This is a genomic window from Flavivirga aquimarina, from assembly GCF_030540835.1.
GTDB lineage: Bacteria > Bacteroidota > Bacteroidia > Flavobacteriales > Flavobacteriaceae > Flavivirga > Flavivirga aquimarina.
Genome location: NZ_JAUOEK010000082.1, coordinates 34,025 through 60,357, shown reverse-complemented (window position 1 = coordinate 60,357; position 26,333 = coordinate 34,025). Strand labels below are relative to the sequence as shown.

Here is a 26,333-nt window from a genome sequence, read left to right as displayed (position 1 = left end):
ATAGTTCCATTGTCCTCCTGAGCGCAGTCGAAGGACTTGTTAGTTATTACCTTTAAAGCGTTTCGACTGCGCTCAACGTGACATATTAGATAAATTAAAATACTGAAAAACAATTAATTATAAAATAACGTCAATGGTAGTGTCCCGAACTTGCTTCGGGATGTATCGAGAAGCTTTTTTACGAAAATTTATTGGTTTTCGATACGATTTTTTGCAAAAATCACTCTAACTGACATAAATTTTCTTATCCAAGTTTCACGTTAATTAAACCAAATTAAAGGCAACAACATAAGTAAAACTTAAGACTTGCTCTTTGTCCATTATTCTTATTAATTCTTCATAAACCTTTGTTGGAGACGTACCCGTTGCTAAACCCAATATTAAGGGGTTTTAATGACTGCTGTTCTTTAATTAAACGGGGTACTTATTAAGAAGTATGTTTAATATAAAGCTAAAAAGTTACTTGTGTAAGAAGGGAATTAATTGGTAGTAACGTCAGACCATTTATTACTGATTTTTTCACTTTTAGTATCATGGTGTACAACACGTACTATATAAAAAGGGTCACTCGAATAATAACAATATGTATAACATATTGATCTTATTTTCGAGCAACCCAAAAAACTAAACAAACTAAATAAACTAACTCTAAACTTTTATAGTATATTTTTTTTTAATTCTTAACTACTTACTAATAACCTTGATTTTGGTCAAGGTTAGGGTTAGCATCTCTAAAGGTTTGCCAAATAGGAAGTAGATAATAATTATCACTCCATATTCTTTCAAAAAGGGTACTATTTCCTCCACTATATTTTGGCCCTATTAAATCTCCTGGCTCAGTTTCACTTTGAGGAATTCCATAAACAGAAGTAATAACTTGATCTCCCAATTTATACCTCCATATATCAAACCATCTCTGTGGTCCCTCTCCAGCAAACTCATATCGTCTTTCCAACAGAATAGCATCAATCATATCATCTCCAGTAGTTCCTCTGGTTACATTTGGTAAATTAGCCGCTGTATACGATGGCATCCCAACACGATTTCTAACCATATTTAAATATATTAATGCACTGCCATCTTCTCCTCTACCAGCTAAAGCTTCTGCATACATTAATAAGACTTCAGAATACCTAATCAATTTAAGATCAACATCTCCATTATTCAATACAGCTAAGCTATAGTCCAGATATTTTTTAAAGCCATATCCAGTTGGATTATTTACACCATCAATATCATCAGTAGAAGGCACAATATTTGGGTGTGGTTGAAATTCATATGTATCATTAATACCACTAGTTGCAGGTAAAATATCTCCTGGTAACACAACAGAAACTGTAAGCCTAGGATCTCTATCTACCCATGGGTTAGCAGGATCATAAGATGGATCATCTTTTGGGAATAACCCATTTATAGTTTGCACCTCTTCAATAAAATCTGAAGTATATCCAGATCTTCTTTGGTTTGTTAATGTTCCAGAAGTACCTCGCCATGTGCCTCTAAGTGCTATTTGTCTAGCATATCTATGTGTTCTAAATTCTGGTACATACATAGTGGCTAAAACAGTTTCTGGAGAAACTAAATCGCTAGCACTTGTAAACTGCTCTTCAAAACCAGCAATCCCATCTACCATAGCATATACACCACTATTAATAATGCTTTCACAAGCAGCTTCAGCTCCAGCATACATGGCACTCTTATCACTGGCCCAACCAATAGCATTTAAATAAGCTCTGGCTTTTAAGGCTAAAACTGCGCCTTTAGTAATTCGACCTATATCTTCTCCGTCATAAGACTCTGGTAACATATCACCAATTTCATCTAATTCACTTATAACAAAACCAAAAACTTCTTGTCTAGGTGCTTGTGAAGGTTGTTCTGATGGCAAAATGGTATTGGTTAATAAAGGAACATCCCCATAAGCAAATGCCATAGACTCATATATCCAAGCTCTAAAAAACCTTGCTTCTGCTGCAAATCGCTCTCTATTAGATTCTGTTGCAAACTCAGCATCAGGAAGAGCTTCTAAGAAAAAATTTATATCTGCAATATTATGATAACGATAAAAAGACCTTAAAGCTCTTGTGGTTGCTTGCCAATTAAATTCTGAAGCATTGGTGCCTGGTCCACTTATATTTCTATGTATAGCATCATCTGTCCAAAAATACGGCACTACATAAGCTTGATCTGGTTCTTCACTATATAGGTTATCTTCAAGGTCTAAAATTGGCAATGTTAAATATAAATTATTTAATGCCAGTGTTAAATCTTCTTCAGTTTTGAAAACAGTCGTTATATCTAATTCATCAAGATCTTCAACCTCTAAGAAGTCATTACAAGACACAAAAGTACCTAGTAACACCAACAAGAGCGTTAGTTTATATTTTTTTATATGTTTCATATTCAATATTTTATATTTCTGTTGCGTTTTAATACTGCCCATCATCTTAAAATTTAACATTTAAACCAATGGCAGATGTAAATGGTAGCGGATAACTCACGGCATCTATTCCAAGCTCAGGATCCCAACCTTTTTTAAAGACCGGGCTATTTGTCCATACCACACCTAAATTTTCTGCAGATAGGTAAATATTTAAACTTTTTATAAATGAAATTTTACGAAGAATTTCTTTACCAAAATCATAGTTTAGAGTAATATTTTGAAGTTTAATATATTCAGCATCAACAATCAAACGATCTACATTGTTTAAATAATTTGGTTGTCGAGCACCTAAATCTTGAGGAAGAGGAAAAATAGCATCTGGATTTGTAAGCGACCAAACATCCGTTTGATAAGTATAAGGTACAGAGTTTCCTAAGAATGGTTGTACAATTTCATCCTTATTCCAGTATTGATTATTATCTAATGCACCATAAAAACGAGCAGATAATGATAAATTTTTATAAGATACAGCTAAGTTAAAACCAATGTTTAAATTAGTATCACTATTATCATCAATAATAACGCGGTCATCATCGTTAATGATACCGTCTGCTGCATCCATAATGCCATCTCCATCGGTATCTATAGTTAATTGGTCTACAAATTTATAATTACCTATGGCACTACCTCCTACTGCAGATTGATCGATAAGCGTTGTAGTACCATTGGTTACAAAGGTATTGCTATCTAGTTCTTCTTGATTATCAAAGAAACCATCTGTTACATAGCCAAAACGGTCATTAACACTCTGACCAATTTGGAAATCAGGGTCTAGAGCATCCTCTGTAATATAAGTAATTTCGTTATTATAACTAGAAATATTACCTGAAATGGTATAACCAAAATCTCCTATTTTGTTTCTATGTGTTGCATTTAGTTCCCAACCCCAACTTTTAACATCATAAGGGTTACCTTGTGCATCACCAAAACCATATTCAAATGGCGTTCCTTTAATCTCTGAAATGATGTCTGTTCGCTTATTATTAAAATAATCTGCTTCAAACTGTAGTTTACCATTAAATAATGAAGCGTCAATACCAATATTAAGGATTGTTGCTGTTTCCCAAATTAAATTTGGATTAACAACATCACCTATAAAAATTCTTGGAGCACTTACCCCTCCTAGTGGGTAACCTGAAGCATCAAAACGAACAAGTTGCTGAGTTACAGAACCAAGTGATCCATCATCACCAGCAGTACCATAAGAACCTCTAAGTTTTAATTGATCCATAAAGTCAACATCTTTCAAAAAGTCTTCTTTTGAAACTAACCAACCAACAGCAACAGATGGGAAAAATGCCCATTTATTAGTATCTGTAAAATAAGAAGATGCATCTCTTCTAAATGAAGCTTCAATTAAATATTTATCATCAAAACTATAATTAAATCTTCCAAAATATGATAGTGTAGATTCATTGCCATTTCTAATCTCATAATTCCCTACATTTTCATAGTCTGTATCGATAAGATTTATTAAATTACCTTGACCTAAGGCTATAATATGATCGAAAAGAAAACCTGTTCTTCCAGTTCCAAACTCTTGAGCTTCTCCTGTTTCGGTTTGCATAGCTAAGAATGCTTTTAACTTATGCTTATCTTTTTCAAATTCGTAAGTTAAAGAGGTCAATGTACGAATGGTTTTGGATGTCTTAGATATTAAATTTAATGATCTAGCATCTGTACTCCCTAAAAAATAAGCCCTGTTAGCAGAATCTGGGTTAGTATACGAGTCAGGATCTGTTGGGTCTAATAAAACTCTGTCATAAGTATTGTTCCATTCTCTTGTATTTTCATTCGTTTTAATAATAGATACTCTTTCTTCTAAAGTTAATCCAAAAATAGGTTTAACTTTAGCGTATAATTGCAGGTTAACTCTATCTATATCATCTTTTGTAAAGCTTCCAGACGCTGCATTCGCTACGTGGTTGGTTTGTGAGTTACTAGTACCATTATCTACCCAAAGACCATCTACAGTCTGAACAGGGAAAAATGGTAAACCTCTAACACCAATACCTCCAATGGTGTTAACAGCATTATCTGCTACATTACTAATTAAAGCATTAACTCCTGTAGAGAACCAATCAGTAATATCTGTATCTATTTTTAAACGTAAATTCAATCTTTCAAATTTATCATCTCCAATAGCTAAACCATCTTGGGTTAAGTAACTTCCAGACATTAAATAGCCTGTCTTTTCAGAACCACCTGTTAATGTTAAGTTATGCGATTGTTGTAAAGCTGTATTTTCGTAAAGTTCGTCTGCCCAATTTGTATCTGGGTAAAAACCACTACTAGCCAAATTTAAAGCCGCCTGATCCCATGTTCCAGGAACAATTTCGTTTTGAAATTGCATATACTCAGAGGAATTTAAGATTGTAGGCAAATTAGGTTTAGATTGTACTGATGAACTAAAATTATAACTTACAGAAGTTTTTTTATTTCGATTCGTATTTTTTGTGGTTACCAACAATACGCCATTTGCACCACGGGCTCCATAAATAGCTACTGCAGAGGCATCTTTTAAAACAGACACACTTTCTATAGTTTGCGGATCAATATCGGCTAACGAACCCTCAAAATTATCTATGATAATTAATAATTCAACATCATCTGGATCTGCTAGAGTACTTGTCCCTCTAATAGATATGTCTGGTGTTGCGCCAGGTGATCCATTATTGTTACTTAATACTAAACCAGGAACTGCTCCTATTAAAGCAGAATAACCATTTGTTACTGGTCTTTGCTCTACATTTAGCTGTTTACTAGTAACTTGTGCAACCGAACTTATTACAGAACTAGCTTTTTGTTTAGCAAACCCTACAACAACTACTTCTTCAAGGACAGATACATCTTCTTCTAAAACGACGGCTATACTTTTTTGGTTAGCAGCAACTTCTTTAGTTTTAAAGCCTATATACGATAATACTAATGTAGAATTTTGATTCAGTAAAGTTATTGAGAATGTGCCATCAAAATCTGTATAAACACCATTATTAGTGCCTTTTTCCATAATATGGACACCAGGAATTGAATGACCGTTAATATCTCTAACGATACCATTAACTTGTTGTTGTAAATTATTATTAATATTTTCTGATGCTATTACAGTATTTGGCGAAAAACCAAAAGCTATAGTAAAGCTCAAAAAAATAAAAGTTCTCATAATGAGAATTAACAGCCTTTTTTTAAAAAATAAAAAGCTATTGTTTAATTTGATTTTCATAAAATGCGAGTTGAGTTAATTAATGTAAATAAAAAGAGGTGAGATCTTTTTTATATTTTTTCAATTGAATTTGTTAAATATTTTATTCTGTTGTTTTATATCATATTGTTTTATTTTAATTAGTTATTTTATTTTTTAATTATTAAAAGACATAACACCTCTTCTCTTATAAAAAGAAGGTTAAATCTAGGGCTGTAACAAGCTTATTGATTTAATGCCAATCGATTAAATCAATTTTGATATTACAACTCTTTCGTATTTAATTTGGAAAATTTATTCTTGAACTATTAATCTTTGTGCTTTAAAAATTTGGGGTTTTGTTCGCAGCTTTAAAACTTTGAATAAAATTAGGCTTTTCTCTGTTGGCGAAAATAAAAATTTCGACAGGCAGCTTCTAGTCATCGATAAAAATAGCAATGTTTGATCCTATAAATTTTTAAGGAATTATAAGCAAACTTGAGAGGCATTACATAAAAAGATCGATTAATTTCTATTGAAAATAATTATAAGGAATGAGGGGTTTAAAAGTTTACTTAGGGGTTGTATGGAGAGAGAATTTTAAGTAAACCTATGGACTATAAGTCTATAGGTTCATTTTAGCAGAATGAAAGTTTACTTTCGTGAAATACCGAAATAAAAGAAAAAGAATAAACATTGTAAAACTGAATTCCTGTGAATTCGTGAAACCTGTTAGCCGGTAGGCTGGTTCGTGTCATTTTTTTAGAAGCTGAAAGCGAAATGTAATAAGAACGCAGTTTTAACTACAGTTGAGACCAATAAAAAAAGATTACCCAAACAGATTACTTTATATAAAGTAATCTTAATTTGAGTAATCTGGAAAATAACTAAACTCGCTTTTATTTAGTTATAACAATATTATTAATTTATCTACCTTCCCATCCAGGATTTTGTTGCCAAACAACATCCTTATTACGATCTATTACCGCTTGTGGAATTGGAAATGTATTATAATCAAAAGTTAAACTATTAACTTGGTAATCATACCTGGCGAATCTTCTAATACGATCTGAAGCAACATTACCTCCCATACGTAATAAAGTAGCCCATCTATTTTCTTCTACATATAGCTCTCTAGCTCTTTCGTCTAGAATAAAATCTATATCTACCATACCCGCAGTAGCTAACACGTTACATTGTGCTCTTTCTCTTATTAAATTAATATCATCTGCAGCAGATTGGTTATCTCCTTTTCTAAAATGTGCTTCTGCTCTTAAAAGAATAGTTGAAGGTAGTCTTACCGCATAACGACCTCTCCATAGATCTTCCATTCTTCTACCATCTTCAAGACCTTCAAATTGATCTGTAGTTAGCTTTTCAAAAATTGGAAAATAAGCGCCATCTGCTAAACCATCATTAGCGGCAATTAAATCAGCCATAGGTACTTCTTGACCAAGTAATGACCCTGGGTCACTATCTGGGAATGTTGGGTCGTTATAAAAAACGGTACGTCTAATATTACTTTCATCACCCCTCATATCACCATCAGAAATACTAGGATCCCAAATTATATTTTCCGCTAAATCAGTCGGTCTAAAAATAGCTATCCCTCTACCACCTGTGTACTCATCCTCTCCAATAACACCTGGTATTGCTCTCCAAACAGGACTATAATAATAAGGGTAACGTAATCTTGCACCATCACCTGCTTTGAAGGCTTCATAGTCAAATTGATACACCCAAATACTTTCGGTATTTCCATCAGCATAATTTTGATTACCTAAACGGAATAAATCCCACCATACATTTTTTCCTGCCTCTGCCGCTCTAGTACCAAAACGATTTTGCATTAATGAGTAAGTACCTCCATCGATAATATCAGATGCATATTTTATAGCTTGATCATAAGCACTGTCATCATTATTCTCTACACCAACACCTAAATAAAACTCAGCTAAGTAGTGTTGTGCTGCCCCTCTAACAACTCTTCCCGGCTCGGTAGTAGTTACTGGTAAGTCATTTAGAATAGATTCTAAATCATCAATTGCAAATTGATAAATCTCTGCTCTTTCTGATTGTTCATAATCAAATCGAACAGTAGTTGTTGGCTCATCTACAATAGCAACTCTACCAAAAAATTGAGCTGCTTCTCCATGCGCTTTAGCTCTAAAAAATTTCGCTTGTGCAGCAATATATGCACGTACCGCTTCTGATTCGAAAGCAATATCTTCTCGCTCTGTTAAAGAAAGCACAAGATTAGCACGCGATATCATTTCATATAGCTCTCTATATATCGTATTTAAACGACCAGCTCTTGGTGTAAATGTTGAATTGTAATCACTAAAATTGGTGTTTTGACGAAACGTTGGCACCGTTATAAGATCTGTTCCTTGTCCATGCATTACTCTTCCTTGAGCATTATCAACCTGTGCATGTAATGCACGGTCTTGTTGGTACATGGTTATAAGAACCTGATCTACTTGTGCACCTGATGTAAATATATTATCAACTGTTAAAAATGTTTCAGGAGATGTATCTAAAAAATCCGAATCATCACAACCAATAGCCAAGATAACTAATGATAAAAATATTATTCTTCTCATATTATTTATTTTCATGATATTTTTTTTTTAAATTAAAAGCTAAGATTAACTCCAAAGGTATAAGCGCTCATTACCGGTAGTGTACCACTTGTTGCATTTATTCCCCTTTCTGGATCTCCACCTCCAAACCAATCCGTAAAAACTAAAGGATTGTCTGCACTTATATAAACGCTTAAGGATTTTACATTCAGATTTAAACGATCAAAAATATTTTGATCAAACTGATAAGATAAATTCACATTTTGTACACGTACAAAACCTCTAGACTGGTAGCCTTGATAACGGGAATCATTAAAATCAGGACGTAAATTGGTGGTACTTTGATTTTCTGGTGTCCACCAATCTCCATTTTCTATCTCGTTAAAATCAAATCTAGTTCCGTAAGAATTACTTCGCGGATTTTGGCCTATAAAATAATTATCTTTTCCGCCACCAAAAGTACCATTAACTAGCACATATAAAGTAAAATTTTTATATTCTAATGTGTTAGCAAAGCCCATTCTAAAACTTGGCGTGTTATATCCTAAAATTTTACGATCATCAGCAGTTATACCTGGTTCGCCATCTATATCTTGAAACATAGGATCTCCAGGCTGTGCCCCATTATCAGTTATATACTGAGTATCACTTTCTTGTACAACACCTATATATTCATAACCATACTGTGCACCTAAAGGCTTCCCAATAAATAAACTGTTAGAAATATCATCATCTTCTACGCCATCACCATCAATATCATCTCCATATAATGAGACAATTTCATTTCGGTTTCTCCAATACGTTATTGTCGACGTCCAATTCAAATCTTCTGTATTTACATTTACAGTACGCAATGAAACTTCAACACCTTGATTATCAATTTGCCCTAAACTAGCAAGTATATTTGAAAACCCACTCGTAGTTGGGATATTACGTTGGAAAATTTGATCTCTAGTTTGAGAGAAATATACATCGGCATCTAAGAAAATACGATTATTTAAAAATGCAGCATGTACTCCGAAGTTTAATGATGTAGTTTCTTCCCATCCTAATTCTGAATTACCAATACCGGATTGCGAAATACCAAATTGGCTAACTGAAGGGTTGTCTCCAAAGGCATATCTAATATTTCCTGGTTGACCAGCACTTACAGGGGATAGTGTTTCGTATGGATCTAATCCTTGATTACCATTTAAACCATAAGAAGCATTAATCTTTAAATAATTTAAAAAATCATTACCCTTTAAAAAGCTTTCTTCAGAAACAGTCCATGCTCCCCCAACAGACCAAAAAGTACCCCATCTATTATCGGCTCCAAAAACAGAAGCTCCATCTCTTCTAATAGATCCGGTTAAGTTGTATTTATTATCATAGCCATAAGATAAACGTCCTAAATAACCAATATTTGATCTTTCAGTTGAATCATAATCACTCTGTAAATTTGTACCAAAATGTACGCCTTTAACTCCTAAAGTTGTATTTCCAACAGCTGCAAAATCAGAACCAATTAAGGAAGAAACATCTGTAAATCGGTAATCTCTTGTAGCAGCAAAAGTTGCATCAATACTATGATTACCAAAAACATTATTATAATTTATGACATTATCAATTACATAATTTCTATCTGTATATCGTCTATTACGACCAATTGCTTGAGAGAGGTTGGCTTGTATAGATTCCTGAGAATACCTATCAAAATAAGGTGTACCCTGAGCCGGAAGTGCTATAAAATGACTTTCATACTCAAATTGATCAAAACTACGGTTTTGTTTGCTCAATGTATAGTTTACTGTATACTTCAATCCTTTTATCCAAGGTACTTTAACAGTAGCATTAGCAGCCAATCTATAATAATTTCTATTATCAAAACTGTCTTGTGTTCCATCAGTACCCCAAAGAGGACTTTCTACGTTATTTGCTGTAGGGTAACGTTCTAAATCTGTTGAAGTATTTGAAGCCGTATTAAATGGCTGTCCATCATAACGATATGGATAACCAATAGGCGCCATTGTAATTGCTCTACCTACATTAGCTTGTACTCCAGAAAAATCACTATTTGTATATGACCCATCGAGACCAACTTTCAACCAATCGGTTATATCTGCTTGTAAACGTGTACGCAATGTTATTCTATTAAAGTCATCACCAATAATAACACCTTCATGGTCTTCATATCCTCCAGACATGAAATAATTAAAATTATCTGATCTTCCAGAAACAGAAAGATTATGTTTTTGAATTTGTCCCGTTCTAGAGATTAAATCAATCCAATCTGTATCAACACCTTCGTCTTGTAATACATCTCTATACTCTTCTTCCCAAACAATATCATCTACTGTAGGAAAATTCTGTTGTACAATGTATTTTTCTAAGTAACGGTCTCTACCTAATACATTTGGTTTGTTTTGCCAAGTATTAAAACCAGTAGATGTAGAAAGATTAATTACTGGTTTATCTGTTTTACCTTTTTTAGTATTTATTAAAATTACGCCGTTAGCAGCACGAGAACCATAAACCACGGCAGCCGAAGCATCTTTTAAAATATCGATAGAAGCGATATCATTAGGGTTAATATCATTAATACTTCCTAAAAACACAATTCCATCTAACACAATTAGTGGGTCATTATTACCATTAATTGAATTTGTCCCTCTTATTAATATAGAAGGTGTGCCTCCTGCTGAGTTTTGAGCACCAATATTTACACCAGGTGTAGCACCTCTTATGGCTTGCAATATACTCGTATTAGAAGTTCGAGCAATAGGAGAGTCTTCCAACGTAACACGTTCTACCGCACCCGTTATATCTCTACGCTTTGCTGTACCATATCCAACCACTATCACTTCATCAAGTGCCGCAATATCTTGGTCTAGAACTATATTTATATTGGTTTGACTATTAACTGCTACCTCTTTGGTAATATAACCAATGTAAGTTACTACAAGAGTGGCATCGCCAGATACAGTCAAGGAGAACTGACCATCAAAATCGGCTTGAGCTCCATTAGTTGTGCCTTTTTCTAAGATATTAGCACCGGGTAATGGCAGTCCATTATTATCTGTAATAGTACCAGAAATTTTTTGTTGTATTACATTATCAACTTTTTTTTCTTTTACAAGTACAGTATTATTTGCAGTAATAGTAACATTAAAATTGCCTTTAGACAAACTCTTATTAAGTAACTTGTTAGCATTAATAATGCCTTTTTTAACTCTCGTTTTAGGGAAATTGTCAAAAATGCCTTCCTGATAAATAAATTTATAATCAGTCTGTTGCATTATAAGGTCAAAAACTTCATCTACTGTTAATGTCTTGTCTGCTTCAATTTTAATTTTAGAGTTTTGTGATAAAACATCTATGGAAGTAAAACTAAAAGCTGTGGTTAGACATAAAAAAGCGAAGGATTTCATAATGATAATTAATAGCCTCTTTCTACAAAAGAAAAAAGAACTGTCTAATTTAATTTTCATAAATTTGTTTGTTATTAATTAGTTGAACATTTTATTAATTAGTAATCTTAAAAAAGGGGAATGGAGTTTATACTTTGCACGGTCTATACTCTTTCCTCTTTGTTTTTTAATACATTCTGAAACTGGTTCAGTAGAAGAATAGTTGTTTTATTTCATATTTTTAAATTTTGTTAAAGGTTAATAAAAATTGTCTTCTCTAATTCAATATTTCATAATTGAAAATTGAAAATTGAATTAGTTTAATATTATGGTTTTACCGTTAATTTTATAATTTTCAATATCGCTTAAAGTCTTAATTGACTTTAAAATGTTTTCAATGCTTTGGTCTTTCCCTAATACACCTTTAAATTTTATATTTTCAAGATCTTTGTCCATAAAAATAAAATCTACATCATACCATCTGGAAATTACCTTCATAATGCGTTTTAAATCTTTTCCTTTAAAACTAAAAATGCCTTTTTTCCATGCTATTTCAGCTTTAACATCCACAAAAGCAATCTGTATATTATTGTCCTTAACATCTAGAACAGACTGCTGATTTGGTAATAAATTTCGTTTTACAGAACCATTGTCTATTACTACGCTACCTTCTACTAAAGTAGTGTAAACATGTGTTTCGTCTTTATAGGCTTTAATGTTAAATTCAGTACCCAAAACTTCAATTTCTTGAGCTTGGTTGGAGACTTTAAACTTTGCTCCTTTGTGATTTGTACTTGGAGATACCGAAAAATAGGCTTCTCCATAAACTAATTCTACTAATCTGGTTTCTCCTTCTATAAATGCAACTGGAAATTTTAATCGAGATTCAGAATTTAACCAAACTTCTGTGCCATCAGAAAGTACCAAGTTATATTGCCCCCCTCTAGGGATTGTTAAGTAATTATAAGCTATTTCTGCTTTTGGTTTGCTAGGTTTTGTGTAAATTAATTTCTCTCCATTGCTATTAATGGTATTGTTTTTAAACATTTTCCCTTTCTCTAATTCTATATTAGAACCATCTTCTAATGTTAAAGTAGCTTTGTCTGTACCTACTACTATGATATCGTTATTTTTAACTATAGGTGTTGCAGATTCTATTGTATTGGTAGGTGCTGTTTTATCTAATAACAAAGGAATAGATATCAAAGCACCAATTATAATCGAAGCAGCCGCGTATCTCCAGAATATCATTTTTTTAACAGGCATGTTTACCTTATTTTTAACAGCTTTCCAATCTTCTTGAGTACCAATTTTTTCAGATAAGTTATTACGTTCTTTTACTAGTGCTTTATCAGTAAGGTTTTTTAATATATAATCTTTATCCTCTTTATTAAAGAGTTTTGATTTTTGTAAATCAATAGGTTCTTTTTCTTTTAACAACGAAGCAGCTATACGTTTAGATAATTCGATAAATTTATAAAAATGAGACATGGTAGGGTTGTGTACTATTTTAGCTTAATTATATACTTATTTAACCCTAAGACGATAAAATTTATCAGTAGGGTTAAAAAAATAAAATATTTTTTGAAATTTATATAGTGAACAGAGTTAATAGGATCGTTATATTCCTATTAATAAAAGAATAGTTTTAATTAAAAATAAAGGCTATAAAAACAAAATATTCTTTTAGTATGGGTTTTAACCTTTTGTAGGCTATTTTTTTTTGGGCTTTTACAGTATTAATTGAGATATCCATTTTTTTTGCTATTTCAGCATTTGTAAAATTCTTACTGCTAAGTCTAATTATTTGTGCACATTTTTTTGGCAGCGTATTGATTGCTTTTTCTATAATGAATGAGGTTTCAAGAACAACCACTTCTCTCATAAAAAAAGATTCTGTTTCTATTTGCTCCATTTTTATAGAAGAAAAATGATCTGTAGATTTATAATGTTTGCTTTTTAAATAATCTAAAGATTTATTTTTTACAGAAGTATATAGGAACGATTTGACATTATTCTTATTTTTGAATTCAATTTTATTTTCCCATACTTTTATAAATACGTCTTGAACAATATCTTTTGATACTTCTAAATTTTCTACATATTTGTTAGCAAATAAGCATAACGATTTATACAGCTTGTGAAAAATGTTTCTATAAGCTGATACCGATAATTGATATGTGTCTACTTTTCTCAATTGTTAATAAAATCTTAATTCTTCCAAATCCAAATTAAAGAAATTTAATTTTAAGATTTGATAATTTTTAAATTTTTCTGAAAAATAATTTAAAAAAAACAATGCAAAAATGCAAATTATCCAATCATATTCATAGTTTTATAAACTAATGTTAATTATTTATGTTGTTTTATAAACTAATGTTAATTATTTATGTTATTATATTCCTATGATATCAGTCGGTATTGGTCAATATTTTGACTTACCCTAAAGTTGATGAGCTTATTTCTAACTCATAATAATTTAAAAATAACAAGGAATCTGTTTAAGTATTAAAAAAATCGAAACTTAAACGTTATTTTTTTAACTTAAAATGGAGCAATTTTATTCGCAACTAATTATAAATTTAGACTGAGTACAAGTATACTTATTATTGCTATACCAAATAAAGTTCGTTCGTTCTGTTTTTGAATATTTATAATAATTAATTATCGGTCTTTTTAATAGTTCCTATTATTAATTTGTTTTAAAAGTATACAAATATGATAAAATACAAATAACCCCCATTAATCAAGTTATTTATATTAGCTATACCATTTTTATCTATTAACAGAAGTTATTGGTCGAAATTTTAATTCTTAAAGATAAATAAATATATAGTTTTACTATTTAATAAAAAGTAATTGTTTAGATGAATACGCAACTTATAAAGTATAAAGAAGCTGGTAAATTTGAAGAAACCCGCTTTGAGAAGATTCATAATGTTATTTTTGACTCGTCGCAAGAAGCTTCAATAATAGTAGCTCAAGAGATTGCAGGTTTAATTAAAGAAAAGCAATCGTTAAATACTCCATGTATATTAGGTTTAGCAACTGGTTCATCTCCAATAAAAGTTTATGAAGAGTTGGTAAGAATGCATAAAGAGGAAGGCTTAAGTTTTGCTAACGTTATTACTTTCAATTTGGATGAATATTATCCAATGGATAAGGACAATATCCAAAGTTATTTTTATTTCATGCATGAACACCTCTTTAATCATGTTGATATTTTACCAGAAAACATTAATATACCCAGTGGTACAATAAGCAATGAAGAATTGTATCAATATTGTATTGATTATGAAACAAAAATCAAATCACTTGGCGGGTTAGATTTTCAATTGCTTGGTATAGGACGTACCGGACACATAGGATTTAACGAGCCCGGATCTCATTTTAATTCAGGCACCAGAAGTATTACACTCGACCATATAACCAGAGTTGATGCTGCTCCTGCATTTTTAGGTATTGATAATGTACCTAGAAAAGCCATAACTATGGGAGTAGGAACAGTAAGAAGTGCTAAAAGAATTGTGCTTTTGGGCTGGGGTATTAGTAAAGCAAATGTTTTAAAAAAGACTATAGAAGGCGATATTACACCTCAAGTACCAGCTACATACTTACAAGAACATAATAATACAACTTTTGTACTAGACAAAGGAGCTTCATCAGAACTTACAAGGGTAAAAACACCTTGGTTAGTATCCTCCTGTAAATGGACGGAAGCTCTTGAACTAAAAGCCGTCGTATGGTTAAGTGAGTTAACAAATAAACCGTTTCTTAAACTAACAGACAAAGATTATAACGATCATGGAATGTCTGATTTATTAGCTGAGGAAGGAACTGCATACGATTTAAACATTAAGATGTTTAATAAATTACAGCACACCATTACTGGGTGGCCAGGGGGAAAACCAAATGCTGATGATACCAACCGACCTGAGCGATCTACTCCAGAAAAAAAGAGAATTATTATTTTTAGTCCACATCCCGATGATGATGTTATTTCTATGGGAGGTACATTTGATAGATTAGTTCAGCAAGGTCATGACGTACATATTGCTTACCAAACTTCGGGGAACATTGCTGTATCTGATGATGAAGCGTTAAAGTTTGCAGAGATTTCAAAAGCTTTAAACCCAAAGTCCATTGAGGCGAATGCTATTATTAGTTATTTACATAAAAAAACGGGTAACGCCATTGATTCTGTAGAAGTAAGGAAACTAAAAGGCCTTATAAGAAGAAGTGAATCTGTAGGAGCTACACGATATTTAGGATTAGATGATGCTAATGTACATTTTTTAGATCTTCCTTTTTATGAAACAGGAACTATAAAAAAGAATAATTTATCTCAAGTGGATATAGATATCATGTGTAGCTTAATTGAACACATAAAACCACACCAAATTTATGCTGCCGGAGATTTGGCAGATCCTCACGGCACACATAAAGTTTGTTTGGATGCGCTATTTGCATCCTTAGAAAAAATGAAAGGTCTACCCTATATGAACGATTGTTGGGTTTGGCTATACCGTGGTGCATGGCACGAATGGGAATCGTATGAAATTGAAATGGCTGTCCCATTAAGCCCAGATCAAGTATTAAGAAAGCGACATGCTATATTTTATCACCAGTCACAAAAAGATGGTGTTATGTTTCAAGGTGATGACAATAGAGAATTTTGGGTAAGAGTTGAAGACAGAAATAGATTAACAGCAAAAAAATATAACGATCTTGGTTTAGCAGATTATGCTGCTATTGAGGCTTTTAGGCGTTATTATTTCTAACGTCTCTCATTGTTTTTCATAACACTTTGGTTTTAACATAACCTTTATTTCAAAACAAGATTATATAAAAAAGTAAATCGTCTATAAAGTAATTTATAGGCGATTTTCTTTTTTTAATACTGATTATAATTGCTTACCAGAAAGTTCTGAAGAATTTTTTAGCCCTAAATGGTTTAGATTAGCCTATTTGCTGGCCTCAGATCATTTCAAATACCTCGAAAAATTAACTTCTAAATAGACAAAATAGCATGGAAACTAAATGAGATCAGCTATCAAATCCTTTTTGGTGTTCATCACTTTGATCTGATTTTACTAATCTCTTTAATTTTGATGTAAGTATCTAATTTTGAAATTATTTGCGAAAACAATGTTATATTTAGCATCTAAGAAAGGTTGTTTGTGGCGCACCACAAAGGTGACTTTGGGTAACTAAACGCCCTTTTTCTTTCTAATCATCTAATATATAGATTGTTTACATTTATGAAATGGCACCGAAAAATCGACTTTATTATATTATTTGGTATTATAATAAATTTTTGGAGTTTTGTTCAAGCTCAAAACTTTGAACGATTCTCCAACAAAGAAGGTTTTAATCAAAATACCATAAATGTAATAGAGCAAGACCGATATGGTTTTCTATGGTATGGCACCCCTAATGGATTGATTAGGTATGATGGCTATGAATTTAAAACATATACGACACAATCTAAAACCAACGGCAACTTATCTAGCAATTATATATTTTCACTTTTCAAAGATGAGCAAGGTGTATTATGGATTGGTACAAACTTAGGCGTTAATATATATATACCTTGGTTAGAAAAATTTTACACCGTTCCATTATCCAAAAAAGTTTCAATAACCCATATAGAATCTGGACCTTTGGGACGTATATGGTTCTCTGGGAAAAATCATTTATTTGTCTGTGAACTAGCCGATATTGAAAACGGTACATTTAAGGTGTCAGAAAACATTTTGAAAAGTTCCCCAGAATTCCCAACAATTAATTCATTCGCTTTTAAAGATGAAAACACATTGATTTTAGGAACCTCAACAGGCTTAAAAAATATATCTTTAAAAGACGACGTACCATCAATATCTAGTTTCGATAAATTAACTGATATTCCTATAACAACAGTTGTACTTATAAATAATATATTTTGGATTGGTACTTATCAGGGCTTATATAAAGCGACTTTAGACAAGAATAGGCTACACATAATACAATCATTTAATAACACAAAAAAACAATCTGCACCAGAAAAGGTAAATACTATTTTTGAAGATCGTGTAGGAATGGTATGGATAGGAACAAAAGATGATGGGTTATATAAATACAATCAAGAACAAAATACATTCGATCACTTTTCTTTTAATCAAAAAAACGAATTAGGCTTAAGTAGCCACCAGATTAACTCCTTGTATCAAGATGATTTTGATGTATTATGGATTGGTACTGCCCAAGGCGGTATTAATAAACTAGACCTAACTCAAAAACCATTTATTAATTATTCAAGCAACCCTTATGACAGCTTTTCAATATCAGATAATCTAATAACATCAATCATAGAAGACAAACGAGGCTACCTATGGCTATCTGGTTATAACACTCCTTTAGTTAGAAGTAAAAGCATCATAAACAGCAATACAATTAATAAATTAAAATTTGAAGATTTACAATCTAAACTACCCTGGTCCGAAGGTGATGTTATGCGCTGTATCTTTGAAGATCAAAAAGGATACATATGGCTAAGCTCTGATAATTCATTAATAGTTTATAATCCATTAAATAATAAATTCAAAAAAGTTATACTTCAAGATAACAAAAACGCTCCCCTCAGAAACGGGTTTCGTAATATTATTCAAATTAACAAAAACAATCTACTCTTTGCCGGTGCCCAGATTATCGCTATAGAAAACCCATGGGAAAAAATAAAAAATAAAACGAACCCTATTTTAAAAATAAAATCAAAATTAGATTTTAAAAACAATCTTGCAAATGTTGTACTCAAAGATGGGGAAAATTCTTTTTGGCTTGGAACTTACAAAGGCCTTCTTAAAGTTTTATTTAAACAAAGTAAACTAATAATAGAGCAACAATATACTGCTAATAGCATTGATGCAATAAAGTTAAGTTACGATAATATATTTTCTCTTCATAAAGAAAATAATCATTTATGGATAGGAACCTTTGGAGGAGGTATAAATAAAATGACATTAAATAATCAAGGGTTACCTACTAAAACTGAATATTTTAGAAAAAATGATATTTTACCTGATGATGCCATTTACGGCATTTTACAGGAAAATGAGTCTGACTTATGGATTAGCACAGATATGGGCTTAGTTAAATTCAATATTAAAAATGATAATGTTGATGTTTTTGATGTAAGAGATGGTTTATCTCAAAACAATTTTAGACAAGCTTCTTATTTTAAAGGAAACTCTGGTTATTTTTATTTTGGAGGATTAAATGGTTTAACCATATTTAGACCTGAAAATATTCAATTAAATAGTACACCTCCAAAAATTATAATTACATCACTTTTAGTGAACAATAAGGTCATGGAAATTGGAGAAAAGATTAACAACAAAGTTATTCTTGAAAAATCCATTTCGGAAACAGAAAACATTTCTATAAGTCAGAATGAACAAACCATAGCATTTCAATTAGTAGTTAAACACACATCCACTCCATCCAAAAACAAATTAGCATATAAATTGGAAGGGTTTAATGATATGTGGATTGAAGCACAAACTGGAAAAAAGACTATAACCTACACCAATCTTTCTGCTGGAGATTACGTATTTAAAGTAAAAGCTGCTAATGGTGATAGTGTTTGGAGCCCAGAAATAAAGAGTTTAAATGTTACCATATTACCCCCATGGTATCAAACTTGGTGGAGTTATTTACTTTTTGTTTTACTAACAGTTTTAGTTTGTGCTGGAATTATTATTTATTTTGTTCAGCACGAAAAGTTAAAACAGCGCTTAAAATACGAACAACTAGACAAAGAACGACTAGACACCATCAATCAAGGTAAATTTAGATATTTTACAAATATCTCTCATGAATTTAGAACACCACTAACTTTAATAACTGGACCATTAGAACATATAATCTCTCTCAATAAAGATTCCGAAAACACAAAATATTTAGCCATCATTCAAAAAAACACAAAACGACTACTTAGCTTAGTAGATCAATTAATAACATTTAGAAAAGCAGAACAAGGTTATGTAGACTTAAATTTTAGCCATAATACTTTAGGAGGCTTTATATATCCAACTACAGAAGCGTTTGAAAATTATGCTACTGAAAACAACATAAACTTTTTTTACAAAGTCAATTCACCTAATGAAGACATCATAATTGATACTGAAAAAGTGGAACGTATTCTCTTTAATTTATTATCTAATGCATTTAAAAATACACCTATCAACGGAAGTATTAGTATAGAATCTGATATAATTCAGGATTCTGGAACCAAAATGATACAAATAGATGTTATTGATAATGGAAAAGGTATACCTGCAAAAGATTTAGATAACATTTTTGAAAGATTTTATCAATTAGGAAACCATGACGATACGGTTAGTGGTGGTGGTATTGGGCTTGCGTTTTGCAAATCACTTATCAATTTACTTGAAGGAGACATTTCTGTAAAAAGTGAACCTTTTGTTGAAACAAGATTTTCTATTTTAATCCCCACGGGGAACATTGAAGACTATAAAAGCATTGAAGTAAACACAAATACAAAATCGTTTATTAAAGATTGGGTGCCATTATCTCCCGAATATAAGAATGAAGCTTTAAATAAAATTTCAAATAATGAACTAAAAGAACACCATTTATTGATTGTAGAAGATGAAGAAGATGTTCAAAACTTTTTAACTAGTACGCTTTCTAAAAAATATAACATAACATTAGCTAATAACGGATTAGAGGGATTAGAAAAGATAAAACTAAAGGAACCTAGCCTTATAATTAGCGATGTTATGATGCCCGAAATGGATGGGTTCGCGTTTTGCGAAAAAGTTAAATCAAACCCAGAAACATGCCATATTCCTGTATTACTATTAACAGCATTAGGAGATAACGATGATATCATTAAAGGCTTAGAATTTGGAGCTGATGAATACGTAAGTAAACCTTTCTCAATAAAAGTTTTAGAATTACGCATTAAAAAACTTATCGATAATAATACAAAAATAAAAGAGTATTTTTCCAAAAACAGTAAGCTTCCCAAAAAAGGAATTGAACTATCTACTAGAGATAAAGCATTTTTAAATGATATCATTCAAGTTATAGAACAAAATATTTCAGATTCTAATTTTGGTGTTGAAGAATTATCTATAAAAATGAATTTAAGTGCTTCTCATTTTTACCGACGATTAAAGCAACTTACAGGGCAAATTCCCAATGCATATTTACGGAATTTCAGGCTCCAACGGGCAGCAGAATTATTGAGTAAAAATGACGGCACTAATGTTAGTGAGGTTATGTATCAAATAGGTATCGAATCTAACTCTTATTTTTCTACCTCATTTAAAAAGTTACATGGAGTTTCACCATCAGAGTTTTTAAAGAAACAATAAGAAATAACCTTTCTACAAACAGATATAATAAATTTATTAAAACAATATAAAATCAATTACCATTAAGTAAAATACAATAATCACCTCTTTTGTTTTTATAACTAACATTATTTTATATAAAAAACGCACTTATATACCTAAACTAAAAAAATTCTACAACTAATTTCAACGACTTCTTATAATGAGTAGTCAATCTTGAAATACTATGATTTTTATTCTTACATAAAAGAAGTGTTTTTTCTTACCATATAAAAACAGAATATATTAAGAAGCATCACTTTAACTATTTACATTTTCGATTAAGCTCTTATCTCTCTACCTCTTATTTAACAGTAACATAATGACTATGGTACAAATAAGCAAAACTATAATGGATTAGAGCAATAATAAAATCTTATATAGTAATAAATTTAGCACAAACTTTTTCAAGTTCTTTTAAAAAAGAGCTTCAACACGTTTCAAATAGAAATTTTAAAAAACAAAATAACTCTAAAAATGAAAAAAAATGAAAAACGTTAAACTAACTGCAATATTGCTTATCCTTAGTTTATCGGTTATTGCCCAAAATCCAATAAACATTGACCCTTCAACAGCTGTAGATGAATCCTTTTTTGAATTTATCCCAACAGTAGATTATGGAAACCTCTTACAACAAAGTGGTACAACAAGTTTCACTACCCAATATTCGGCTTCAGGAAGTTATTGGCTAGACCCTACAGCTGCAGATGAACAGCATGTATACCTCGCAAAACTTCAACATGATGCTGCTACAACCGAGAATTCTTGGGAATTACGTATAGGCCAAGGAGGTCAAATTTATTCTTTTAAAAGTGCCTATGGAGAAGGCATACCACCTCAATCAAAAGAAATATCAACATGGGTAGATGAAGTTTGGCAACCAGTTGCTGTAAGCGGCAGCCTAAACAATAGAGATTTCACTTCAGCATTTTATTTTATTCATGGAGCAGGTGCTTATAATAATGATGGAATTCAAGAAAGCTGGTATAGCCCATTAATGGCATCATATTATAACGATACAGAAAAAGCATATTATGTTAGTAATTGGGGGACTCAAGCCCATATTCCTTCATTATATAAATCTGAAACTTTATATACAACCAAATACAAAGAAATAGGAGAAGGTGTTTTGGAAGTAACATATATTATTCAAAATTTTGGAGACGAAACACTCAGCCATATCAATGCGCCATGGGGAGGTGTTCGTGCTTCAAGCTTACGTGGTAAATTCGTAGGATTACCAGATGGCAGTATTGAAATATCAAATGGTCAAACAGGAACAACTCAAGGTACAGATACAAGAGATATTGATGAAACTGGCGGATATGTAATATGGTCTCAAGACACTATAAGCAATACGGCTCCATCTATGGGAATGGTTTTTGGTAATAACATTAAAACTACAGAACTGAGTTCTCATGGATTAAGAAATGTTTTTATGAGACTTGCCCAAGTTGGAGGAGACCCTAACCCTCGTGATTATACATTGTTTACAATTATTTCTCAAATAAATATAGAACGTGGAGAAACATTTTACTATAGGACATATTATATCAATGGCACAAGGGATTTTGTTCAAACTAAAGCAAACTTATTGGCTCCTTATAGCGATTATGGTTTTATTGAACCCGTTCCTGAAACAACACCTACAGTATCTGTTACGGTGGCAGATTCAAATCAGGGATTATCTCAAGATATCTCTTTGTTTACCTCTTTTACAGAAGATATGCTTCCAATATTTTTAATGAAAGACACTACTACTGGTGAAGAATACATTTCTCCAGATTTATACTACAATGTAACTACTGAAGCATTAGTAAATCCATATACAACAGCAGACAGCGAATATGCAACATATCAAAACAGATTTACCTATAAACCTTATGAAAGCGATATTGAATATGTGCGTCTTTTGGGGTATGCTTACAACAAAGATATGTCTGCAGACGATTCATATCTATTACTTGATAATTTAATTTTAGACAACACCAAAGTTGTTCTTACTAGCAATTACACAAATCAAATATGGGTACAAAGCAATCAAAATTTAGCCTTAAATGGTACAGCAAGACAATCTTCAACATTGCATGATGGAGTGGCACCAAGAGCTATTGATGATAACACAAATGGAGCGTATTCTGGCGGATCAGTTACACATACAGCCTCAGAAACAAATGCCTACTGGCAAGTAACATTAGATGATACGTATAACATAGGAGATATTAATATTTTTGGAAGAACTGATAGTTGTTGTTTAACAAGATTATCAAACTTTACAGTCTTAGTTTATGATGAGTCTACCAGAAATTTTGCTAAGGTGGTTAATAGCTATCCAGATCCATCAGTTACTGTAAATGCAAATGGTGCTACAGGAAATATAATAAGAATAAGAAGTAATACTGGAGCTTCTTTATCCCTTGCAGAAGTTCAAGTTTTTGAATCTTCAAGCTCTTCTGCTAAAGTTGCATTTACAAAGGATACAGAAGAAGACACAGTTTCAATTGAGGAGAGCCCTATTTTGCTATTCCCAAACCCAACAAAAAACGCTTTCTCTATAGGTACAAAAAACATTAAAAACATTACTATATACAATATTTCAGGAAAAATAGTAAAAAGTTATAACAAGCCTCAAAACCAGTATTCTATTCAAGATTTAATATCGGGTTTTTATTACGTAAAAATAGACGAGGTAGGAAAATCGACTATCAAAAAATTAATTAAATTATAAACCCTCTTTAGTAAAAACTTAACCTAAAAATATAAAGTAATGATAAAAAATATTATTCAATTTATTGCAATCGTTCTATTCTGTACACCTATAAATTCACAAACAAGTGGTCCAGAATTTATAAAAAATAGTTTAACAGCAAGTGGAGTCTACAATGCTCCAAACTTTGAATTTACAACTGCATATGATTCGTATAATACATCTACTGCAGCTGGAACTATTAAAGGTATGTTTTTTGACGGGTTACCGTATTCTAAAGCATTAAATACAGAAAATAAAACTAAGGTTTTTTGTTGGTATGGAGAACCAGAAGGTTTAGTTGAAGGCGAAAAAGTTCCGGCAGTAATTTTAATACACGGAGGCGGTGGTAGAGCCTACACAGCTTGGGTTGACAAGTGGATAAATAAAGGATATATTGCCATAGCGCTATCTTTAAGAGGAACGGTTCCCGATGATTCTGAAACATGGACATATGGAGGCCCTTCTCAAGAATATTTTTTCTCAGACAATGATGAAGCATTAGGAGATCAATGGTTCTACCATGCAATAGCAAATGCAATGTTAGCCAATAGTTTATTGAGAGATACAAACTTTACCTCTCATGTGGATACAAATCATATTGGTGTCACAGGAATTTCATGGGGAGGTATTAATAACACTGTATTAGCAGGTATTGACGAGCGTCTGGACTTTATAATACCTGTTTACGGTTGTGGGTATTTATTTGATTCCCCTATTTATTCTAACCAACTATCTAGAATGACTTCAACTGCACAGAATTTTTATCTAGAAAATTGGGAACCTTCATTATATGCACCCTTACATACTGCACCTATGCTATTTGTAAATGGAAATAAAGATTTACAATTTACCTTAAATGTTTTCACAGAAACCTTTGAAGCATCTGCTAGTCCAGATAAATATTTACGAATAGAAGATGTTATGCCACATGGACATGCAGCTGGATGGACTCCTGAAGAGATTTATGATTTTGCAAACTATATTACTGGATTTGATTCATCAATATTGAAACCTGTAGAATTTACATCAGAGACTATTGATGAAAATCTGGAATTAAATTATAACTACAATTATGAAGGCGCTTTAACTAGTGCTATACTTTATTATTGTACAGACGTTAGAGAATGGGGCAAATTTGATGAAGAATTTGAATGGAAAACAATAAATGCAACAATTACAGAAGGTGTTAATTCTGGAAATATTGTTGCAAGTCTTCCAGAAGCTGCTCAAGTATATTATATAAATGTAAATACGACTGATGGTCTTATGTATAGCTCTGCAATGAAATATAATGGTAATATTGACGAAACGGAAACGCCAATAATTGAAACAGATTATTCTTGGTTAGATTATACAGAATTACCTGCATTTATAGGTATAAATAAATATAGAGATGTTGGAGGGGTATATACTGAAAATCATGATCTTTCGTTAGATGCTGAAATTACTGCGAACGGATCTACTTCAAATATCGCTAATAAATTTATCAAAACTGCAGGAGACTATAAATTTGCTCAAATTGATTACAATTTTACAGATGGTACTATAGAAAACTCCAGTGTGACTTTCGTTTTAAACGCTTTGTTTAAACCAGAAACAATAGATGAAATAAATATATTAGATGAAAAAAGTAGAAGCGTTACTCTATTCCTTAAAAATGCAGCAGGAGACAATACAGATACTGTAAATCAAATAAGTAAAACAGCCTATTTTACACAAACAAATACATGGGAAGAATTAAGTTTTACGTTTACAGATGATAACTTAAGTGATTATGACCGAATGTATATTATGTTTGCTAAAGACTATACAAACCCTATAGATGAAGATGGGCTAACATTAGACGAAGATTTGGTATATTATTTTGACGAGTTAAAATCTGACGTTAAATGTGAATTATGTGAAGAAATTGCCCCTAAAAACCTTGCCTTAAATGGTACTGCAAGACAATCTTCAACATTGCATGATGGAGTGGCATCAGGAGCTATTGATGATAACACAAATGGAGCCTATTCTGACGGATCAGTTACACATACAGCCTCAGAAACAAACGCCTACTGGCAAGTAACATTAGATGATACATATAACATAGGAGATATTAATATTTTTGGAAGAACTGATAGTTGTTGTTTAACAAGATTATCAAACTTTACAGTATTAGTTTATGATGAGTCTACCAGAAATTTTGCTAAGGTGGTTAATAGTTACCCAGATCCATCAATTACTGTAAATGCAAATGGTGCTGCAGGAAATATAATAAGAGTAAGGAGTAATACAGGAGCTTCTTTATCACTTGCAGAAGTTCAAGTTTTTGAATCTTCAAGCTCTTCTGCTTTAAAGACTAAAACTAAAGTAGATTCAAATCAAGAAATAACACCTTTCATATATCCCAATCCTGTAAAAACATCATTTCAGTTAAACACAATTAATATTCAAGGTGTTAGAATTTATAATATTTCAGGACAACAAGTAAAGCACTTTAACAAACCACAAAGTAGTTATTCTGTTAGTGACTTAAACTCAGGAATTTATTTTGTAAAAATAAGTACTCCTGAAAAACTAATTATCAACAAGTTAATTAAAAAATAAAA

Annotated in this window: 10 protein-coding genes; 4 read left to right on the top strand and 6 right to left on the bottom strand. The window is 31.7% G+C overall.

Translation table 11 applies throughout. The features are described 5' to 3' along the window. Window positions 1-691: 691 nt before the first annotated feature. From Q4Q35_RS07300 to Q4Q35_RS07275, 6 genes are all read right to left on the bottom strand, one after another. The gene (locus tag Q4Q35_RS07300; RefSeq protein WP_303277304.1) at window positions 692-2,401 is read right to left on the bottom strand and encodes a RagB/SusD family nutrient uptake outer membrane protein; all 1,710 of its coding nucleotides are present in this window, start codon (window positions 2,399-2,401) and stop codon (window positions 692-694) included. Window positions 2,402-2,447: 46 nt separating this feature from the next. Continuing rightward, window positions 2,448-5,606 carry a SusC/RagA family TonB-linked outer membrane protein gene (locus tag Q4Q35_RS07295; protein ID WP_303277303.1) on the bottom strand — a complete coding sequence of 1,053 codons (3,159 nt, stop codon included), beginning with the start codon at window positions 5,604-5,606 and terminating at the stop codon, window positions 2,448-2,450. 944 nt (window positions 5,607-6,550) lie between these two features. Beyond that, window positions 6,551-8,227: a RagB/SusD family nutrient uptake outer membrane protein gene (locus Q4Q35_RS07290; RefSeq protein ID WP_303277302.1), complete on the bottom strand. Its 1,677-nt coding sequence runs from the start codon at window positions 8,225-8,227 to the stop codon at window positions 6,551-6,553. A gap of 32 nt (window positions 8,228-8,259) precedes the next feature. Further along, window positions 8,260-11,676, bottom strand: coding sequence for a SusC/RagA family TonB-linked outer membrane protein (locus Q4Q35_RS07285; protein WP_303277301.1), 3,417 nt, complete (start codon window positions 11,674-11,676; stop codon window positions 8,260-8,262). 234 nt (window positions 11,677-11,910) lie between these two features. Further along, window positions 11,911-13,086: a FecR family protein gene (locus Q4Q35_RS07280; protein WP_303277300.1), complete on the bottom strand. Its 1,176-nt coding sequence runs from the start codon at window positions 13,084-13,086 to the stop codon at window positions 11,911-11,913. Between the two features lie 157 nt (window positions 13,087-13,243). Then, entirely contained in the window at window positions 13,244-13,792 is a 549-nt protein-coding gene (locus tag Q4Q35_RS07275) for an RNA polymerase sigma-70 factor (protein WP_303277299.1), read from the bottom strand. A gap of 670 nt (window positions 13,793-14,462) precedes the next feature. On the opposite strand from Q4Q35_RS07275, the gene nagB reads away from it, so the two are divergent. From nagB to Q4Q35_RS07255, 4 genes are all read left to right on the top strand, one after another. Beyond that, the gene (gene nagB / locus Q4Q35_RS07270; protein WP_303277298.1) at window positions 14,463-16,376 is read left to right on the top strand and encodes a glucosamine-6-phosphate deaminase; all 1,914 of its coding nucleotides are present in this window, start codon (window positions 14,463-14,465) and stop codon (window positions 16,374-16,376) included. Window positions 16,377-16,856: 480 nt separating this feature from the next. Next, window positions 16,857-20,975 (top strand): hybrid sensor histidine kinase/response regulator transcription factor, encoded by a 4,119-nt coding sequence (locus Q4Q35_RS07265; protein ID WP_303277297.1) that lies wholly within the window; start codon window positions 16,857-16,859, stop codon window positions 20,973-20,975. A 505-nt stretch (window positions 20,976-21,480) separates the two neighbouring features. Beyond that, window positions 21,481-23,721, top strand: coding sequence for a T9SS type A sorting domain-containing protein (locus tag Q4Q35_RS07260; RefSeq protein WP_303277296.1), 2,241 nt, complete (start codon window positions 21,481-21,483; stop codon window positions 23,719-23,721). Between the two features lie 39 nt (window positions 23,722-23,760). Beyond that, complete coding sequence (locus Q4Q35_RS07255; protein WP_303277295.1) at window positions 23,761-26,331, top strand: T9SS type A sorting domain-containing protein; 2,571 nt, start codon at window positions 23,761-23,763, stop codon at window positions 26,329-26,331. The last annotated feature ends 2 nt before the right edge of the window (window positions 26,332-26,333 follow it).